At 39.1% G+C, this 6,609-nt stretch carries 7 protein-coding genes; 2 read left to right on the forward strand and 5 right to left on the reverse strand.

All coding sequences use genetic code 11. From position 1 onward, the window contains the following. Positions 1-19: 19 nt before the first annotated feature. The 5 genes from B3D98_RS01380 to B3D98_RS01400 all read right to left on the reverse strand — a co-directional run bounded on the left by B3D98_RS01380 (position 20) and on the right by B3D98_RS01400 (position 4,278). Positions 20-592: a TetR/AcrR family transcriptional regulator gene (locus B3D98_RS01380; protein ID WP_009373269.1), complete on the reverse strand. Its 573-nt coding sequence runs from the start codon at positions 590-592 to the stop codon at positions 20-22. Positions 593-713: 121 nt separating this feature from the next. After that, positions 714-1,238: a FixH family protein gene (locus B3D98_RS01385; RefSeq protein WP_004230451.1), complete on the reverse strand. Its 525-nt coding sequence runs from the start codon at positions 1,236-1,238 to the stop codon at positions 714-716. 3 nt (positions 1,239-1,241) lie between these two features. Further along, positions 1,242-2,630 (reverse strand): sensor histidine kinase, encoded by a 1,389-nt coding sequence (locus tag B3D98_RS01390; protein WP_054549576.1) that lies wholly within the window; start codon positions 2,628-2,630, stop codon positions 1,242-1,244. Further along, on the reverse strand, positions 2,627-3,310 hold the full coding sequence (locus B3D98_RS01395; RefSeq protein ID WP_004230448.1) for a response regulator transcription factor: 684 nt from the start codon (positions 3,308-3,310) through the stop codon (positions 2,627-2,629). The genes B3D98_RS01390 and B3D98_RS01395 overlap by 4 nt, the downstream gene beginning before the upstream one ends. Beyond that, positions 3,310-4,278, reverse strand: a complete 969-nt coding sequence (locus B3D98_RS01400) for a YncE family protein (protein ID WP_288579858.1) — start codon at positions 4,276-4,278, stop codon at positions 3,310-3,312. Before B3D98_RS01400 ends, B3D98_RS01395 begins: the two co-directional genes overlap by 1 nt. A 184-nt stretch (positions 4,279-4,462) precedes the next feature. On the opposite strand from B3D98_RS01400, the gene B3D98_RS01405 reads away from it, so the two are divergent. Both B3D98_RS01405 and B3D98_RS01410 read left to right on the forward strand, forming a co-directional pair. Continuing rightward, positions 4,463-5,548 (forward strand): glycosyltransferase family 2 protein, encoded by a 1,086-nt coding sequence (locus tag B3D98_RS01405; RefSeq protein WP_048390807.1) that lies wholly within the window; start codon positions 4,463-4,465, stop codon positions 5,546-5,548. A 179-nt stretch (positions 5,549-5,727) separates the two neighbouring features. Continuing rightward, positions 5,728-6,609, forward strand: an 882-nt coding sequence (locus tag B3D98_RS01410; protein ID WP_414674026.1) for a beta strand repeat-containing protein, incomplete at its 3' end; no start/stop codon positions are given.

The following is a 6,609-nucleotide window of genomic DNA, read 5'->3' on the forward strand; positions in this document are numbered from 1 at the left end:
ACAGCTGTATTTTATCGAATCAAGTTAAAATCAAACCTCGAAAGATAGTTTCCTTAAAAAGATTAAGAATCTTTTCTTCAGGGATTACATCACCATGTAACTCATGCCAATCGACAACAAAAGCAAGATATGCCTTCAGCAATAAGTAACTAACTAGCTCCGCATCACACTCTCTAATTTCACCTTTATTAATACGTCGTTGTATTAACTCTGCGACATACGATAAGATTTCAGTCTCGATACGTAGTAGCACCTGTTTAACTGCTGGTGTTCGTAATTCTTTTTCTTCCTCGATTAGCTTTGCAAATAAAAGATGTTTTTCTCGGAACTGTAGCATTTTCATTAAAGCATTATGCGCATTATCCATAAAGCTTGCTGATGCATCCAACACTGCATCTGCTTCCGCTTTCATCTCTCGTACAAGTGACATTGCGATCTCTTGAAATAAAATTTCTTTATTTGCAAAGAATGTATAAATCGTACCTTTACCGACATTGGCGATTTTAGCCACTTGCTCCATTGTTGTTGCCTTGTAGCCAAACAATGTAAAAGATTTTGCAGCTGCTTCAAGAATTTCCTGCCTACGATCCATTAGTAACATCCTTTCTAGTTAGGTTATGTACATCTCTCGTACACTTCAATAAAAATGACCAGAAAACCATTTCGGTCATCTGGTCATTATCATATTCCTATTTCAAAAAAATTGCAAGCTTTTAATGATGATTTTTTTCATCTTTTTTCTCTTCCTCATGATCCATATCATCTGAAGTGTCATTATTATGATCCATCATGTTATTATCCATGCTGTTATTGGCTTTTTCATCCTCTGGGACAACCTTTGTCATATCAGGGCTTCCAGCAATAATTTGTTGCTTTGGCATATTATGAACACCGTTAGCTGTTGTATGTGCATACATATAATACACACCATCATGATCAAAAGTAGTCGTTGCTTTATATACACCGTCTTGCTCTAATTTCCCATCAATCATTTGTCCTTCATCGCGTTTTCCTGATTCCCAAACTTCAAATTCTACTACAGCATCATCGACATTTTTTCCACCTTGTTCAACATGTGCTGCCAGCTCAATCGTTTCATTGAGTGCTACTTCTTTTGGTGTTAAAATTTCAACTTCTGGGATCTGTGGTACTTCTGGTTCTGGCAATGCCTCTTTTTTTTCTCCACATCCTACTAATAATGTAGGGACTGCAATTAGCGCAAATAACCACTTTTTCATCTTTTAATCCTCCATTAATGGCAACCGTATCTTCACGGATGTGCCTTTTTCAACAACACTTTCAATTTCTAACGTTCCCTGTAACTGTTTTAATAACTGTTCAACAATCGATAAACCTAGTCCACTACCACCGTCCGCACGACTTCGAGCTTTGTTAACACGATAAAATCGTTCAGTGACATGGGTTAAATCCTCGACAGGAATACCAATTCCATAATCCCTAATGGTAATTTGTGCACTACCAGCCTTTTCAGCAGCAACAATTTCCACCTTAGAATTTTCATGCGAATAATTAATCGCATTTTCAATAATGTTAATAAAAATTTGTTTTAGTTTTACTTCATCCGCTTCAATAATTAGGGCATCATCTACATCTAAATATAAAGTTATGTTCTTTTTATTTGCTTGATGCGTTAAGATTTTTTGAACCTCTCGTAATGTTTCACCTAATGGAATTGGATATAAATCAATGTCAGTTTGTTCATTTTCTGTTCTTGCCAGTTGAAGTAATTCGTTTGTTAAGCGTTCCATGCGATTGGCCTCACGGACGATTAGCTGAATGGTTTCTTCTTTTTGGCCTTCTGTGATGATGCCATTTTGCATGGCTTCGCTATAGCCCTTTACATAGCTAATTGGTGTTCGTAATTCATGCGAGACTGTTGCCAAGAATGTTTTTTGTGCTTCATCCTCTTGCTGAATGGCCTCTGCCATTTTATTAAAGGTACTAGATAATTTACCGATTTCATCTCGTGAATTGACAGGTACACGAGTCTCATAATTCCCATAGGACATCTGCTCCACTGCAAGCTGTAAATCGTTTAATGGTCGCATAATATGTCGAATCCCTTTATAAATTAAATAGCTAACAACTACTAAAAATATGAAGGCACTAATAAACAATAAAATAACGCCACTATTTGCCAATTCACTAATTTTGGCCAGTGGGAAATAAATATAAATAATACCTTCTAATCGATTTTGATCAACAAGTGGTACAACCACCGAAATAAGTTGTCGATCAAAGCGAGGCTCGTACCCAATTTTTTGCACATACTTTCCTGCCAATAATTTTTGTCTTTCCTCAGGACCAATCAATGTCTCATAATCGATATCAAATGGAACACAGGCACTTAATTCACGAGGATTCCTTACCGCAAATATATTCAAATTGGAATAATCATTAAATTCTTCAATATCTGCAATAAATTCATCCGTTACCTTGCCATTGTCATACATTGTTTGTAGCTTCAATCCAACTTCGACCATTGTATCTTCTGTATCTTGTACATATAAACGTTGATATAAAAAATTTGTGAGAACATACATAAAGACAACGGTAATAATTAAAAAGGCGAAAATTAACAACCAAATGCGCGTGGCAATTTTTTTCATTCGCCAGGATCAAAGCGGTAGCCCACACCCCAAACGGTTTGAATATGCGAAGCCGCATCCTTTCCAAGCTTTATTCGTAAAGTTTTAATATGTGTATCTACCGTGCGTGTTCCACCTACATAATCAATATCCCAAATGCGTTCTAATAATTGCTCTCTCGAATAGGCATTTCCTGGATTTTTCATAAATAAGTGTAAGAGTTCAAATTCCTTTAAAGTAAGTGGAATACTCTTTCCATCAACGGATACTTTTCGTGCTATTTCATCTATTTTAATAGAGCCAAAAATTACGTACTTTTGCTGTAGTTCTGTAATATTTGCACCACTTCGTCTTAATACAGCATAAATTCTGGCTACGAGTTCATCATGTGTAAATGGCTTAACAATATAATCATCTCCGCCAAGTGTAAGACCTTTCACTTTATCCTCATTCGCATCACGTGCAGTTAAAAAAATAATCGGCACATTGGACATAGCCCGAATACTTTGACAAACAACAAAACCATCCTCATGTGGCATCATTACATCAAGTAATACTAAATCTATATTTTCACGCACTATTACATCGTAAGCCTCAGTTCCACTAGCGGCAGTAAATGTCTCTATATCAGAGTTATTGAGCATCATTTCAATTAAATTACGCATATCCTGCTCATCATCAACTATTAATACAGTTGTCATCATTGTTCCTCCCTTACTAACAGCTGAAAAGCACCTTTCCCCACATCAACTGTTTTTTCCTTCTGGCCATCTTTTATAAAATACAATGTGTGATCATCATAGCCAGCGACAACAATATAATCTTTAAATTGATCCACTACAAATGGATTTGCCCCAACCTCTTGCTGCCATTTGATATGGCCATCAAAGTCAGCCACATATAACTCGTTGTGACCATGACTTACAACAAGAATAGCATCTTTGGTCTTTTTTATTCCTACTGGCATCAAAGGCATGTCAATCTCTCCATGCAGTTGACCTGTAGTCAAATCATATTTTTTAACAGAACTATTTGGCTTACTTCCTTCCCCATGACCGCCTACCCATAGCTCATGTTTTTCTTCTAGAACAACTATTCCATGTGCAGACTTTTGAATCGGCCACTCTTGCTCAATTTTTAAATCCTTCATATTTAATACAAATAACTTTGTATCTTTAAAATTAATAACATATAGTTTATCCCTATACGATGTCATTGACATTGGATAATTGCCAAGTTGTTGTGAAGCTAGCTGATTGCCTTCTTGATCAAAGCTTGTCACTGTATTGGTTTTACTATTCGTGATAAAAAATTGCTTGATGTTGTCATCGTAGTATACATTGGTCGTACCAATCTCTACTTTTTTTGAATAGAGCTTTTCTCCGGTGGATATTGTATAGACGTCGATGTTATTTAGTTGGTGTCCATATAATAAAACTTGGTCATCTCCTAATAATATGGCCCCTGAATAAGCCTTATCAAATAACCATGTCGCAAGCATATTCCCATCCTCATCAATAAAATCTAATGATGGCTCTTGTATGTTCAATGAAGCTATAAAACTTCGTTCCCTTTCAATGGGTTCATATGACTTTTCAGCGCAACCCGCTAACCATATAATTTGTAGTAACGAAAAAATGAAGAATGCCCATTTTTTCAACGTTATCACCTCTGCCCCTTTACTATACTTCACAATTGTGAAATTCGGGTGAAACTTGGAAGGTAAATTTATGACAAACCATGAAAATACATTTCACATATCAGGCGCGCAATTCTTCTAACAGTTCAATCATCCAACCAATATTTCCGTCCTTACATATATTACAAAGATAATGGTAAGGAGGAATTTGAGTATGATATCCATTAGCTTATGTATGATTGTAAAAAATGAAGAAGATGTTATTGGTCGATGTCTTGACTCTGTCAAAGATATAGTAGATGAAATTAATATTGTTGATACGGGATCAACAGATAGTACAAAGCAAGTGGTTGCACAATATACAGACCGAATTTTTGATTTTAAATGGATACATCACTTTGCAGCAGCACGAAACTTTTCCTTTCAACAAGCAACAAAAGAATACATCCTCTGGCTTGATGCTGACGATGTTTTTTTAGAGGAAGACCGCCAAAAATTAAAGGCACTCAAAGCATCTCTTACTTCCGACATTGATGCTGTTTCTATGAATTATCATTTAAGTTTCGATCATGAGGGAAATGCAGATGCCTTAATAAGAAGATATCGCCTTGTCAGGAGGGAAAAGCAATTTCAATGGATTGGTGCAGTTCATGAATATTTAGAAGTTTGTGGTATGTTGTTTGATAGTGATGTTGCTGTCAGCCATTTACCGTTAACCCATGATCACTCCCGCAATATTACGATTTATAGACAACTGATTGAAACGGGAGAAACACTATCACCACGTGATACATTTTATTTTGCTAATGAATTAGTAGATCATGGCCTGTTTGAGGAAGCTATTTATTATTATGAATTATTTTTAACGTCCAAATTAGGGTGGATTGAAGATAACATACGTGCCTGCTTAAAATTAGCTGATTGCTATTCCCATTTAAACGATAAAGAAAACAATTTCAGCGCTATACTACGAAGCTTTGAATACGATATCCCCCGACCAGAAGCCTGCTGTCGCCTAGGTTATCACTTTATGGAACAATCTAGAAATTACGAAGCTATATTTTGGTATGAGCAAGCTCTAGTGATTAAACAGAAGCCAAATGCGCCCTTTCAAAACAAAAGCTTTTCTACATGGCTACCCCACTTACAGCTCTGTGTTCTTTACGATCGCTTACAACAATATGAACTAGCCAATGCCCATAATGAATTAGCGGGCTCGTTTATTCCGAATGACCCAAAAATTCTACACAATAAAGAATATTTCAAGCGTATTTTAACAATCAATCACAAAGACTCTTAAAAAATATCAATCACCATCTAAAAAGTTTCGTCTCCTGTTTGCAGGATAAACATCCAATTATCTTAAATACAGTTGCAACGAATCTATAAATAACTCTCTATTTACAAGTAATTAATAGTTATGTGTCTACCTCCCTTATCATTCATCAGAATACGATATTTGAGAGAGGAGGTGAGATTATGCATTTTGGAAATTTTATAGATAGAGTTTGCAGTAAGTGTCATTCATTTCCTTGTTGTTGTAAAACTGGTCCTATTCCAAGTTGTCCAATTTGGCCAGTGAAACCTACAGGACCGACTGGGGGGATAACTGGACCTACAGGTAGTACAGGTGTGACTGGCTCTACGGGGGTAACTGGCGTTACTGGGGCTACTGGCGCTACCGGCGTTACTGGCGCTACCGGCGTTACTGGAGTAACTGGGGCTACTGGTGTTGCTGGTTCTACGGGCGCTACTGGCGTTACCGGGGCTACTGGTGTTACTGGCGCTACCGGCGCTACCGGCGCTACCGGCGTTACTGGCGTTACTGGTTCTACGGGTGTAACCGGCGCTACTGGTTCTACCGGCGCTACCGGCGTTACTGGAGTAACTGGGGCTACTGGTGTTGCTGGTTCTACGGGCGCTACTGGCGCAATCGGACCTACTGGCGCTACTGGCGTTACTGGCGCTACCGGGGCTACTGGGGTAACTGGGGCTACCGGCGTTACTGGGGTAACTGGGGCTACCGGCGTTACTGGGGTAACCGGCGCTACTGGCGCTACTGGTGTAACCGGGGCTACCGGGGCTACTGGCTTGACTGGCGCAATCGGACCTACTGGCACCACTGGGATAACTGGGGCTACCGGCGTTACTGGCGTTACTGGCGCTACCGGCGTTGCTGGGGCTACGGGTGAGACTGGCGCTACTGGGGTAACTGGGGCTACCGGTGTTGCTGGGGCTACGGGCGCTACGGGCGTTACTGGCGCAATCGGACCTACTGGCGCTACTGGTGTAACCGGGGCTACCGGCGTTACTGGCGTTACTGGGGCTACCGGCGTTACTGGGGTAACCGGCGCTACTGGC

The sequence above is a fragment of the Lysinibacillus sp. UBA5994 genome (assembly GCF_002429725.1).
Classification (GTDB): domain Bacteria; phylum Bacillota; class Bacilli; order Bacillales_A; family Planococcaceae; genus Lysinibacillus; species Lysinibacillus capsici.

What these genes read in the sequence shown, in the direction of transcription:
- B3D98_RS01385 (WP_004230451.1), bottom strand. Translation starts at nt 1,238, where the DNA reads ATGAAAAAGTGGTTATTTGCGCTAATTGCAGTCCCTACATTATTAGTA.
- B3D98_RS01395 (WP_004230448.1), bottom strand. Translation starts at nt 3,310, where the DNA reads ATGACAACTGTATTAATAGTTGATGATGAGCAGGATATGCGTAATTTA.
- B3D98_RS01380 (WP_009373269.1), bottom strand. Translation starts at nt 592, where the DNA reads ATGGATCGTAGGCAGGAAATTCTTGAAGCAGCTGCAAAATCTTTTACA.
- B3D98_RS01405 (WP_048390807.1), top strand. Translation starts at nt 4,463, where the DNA reads ATGATATCCATTAGCTTATGTATGATTGTAAAAAATGAAGAAGATGTT.
- B3D98_RS01390 (WP_054549576.1), bottom strand. Translation starts at nt 2,630, where the DNA reads ATGAAAAAAATTGCCACGCGCATTTGGTTGTTAATTTTCGCCTTTTTA.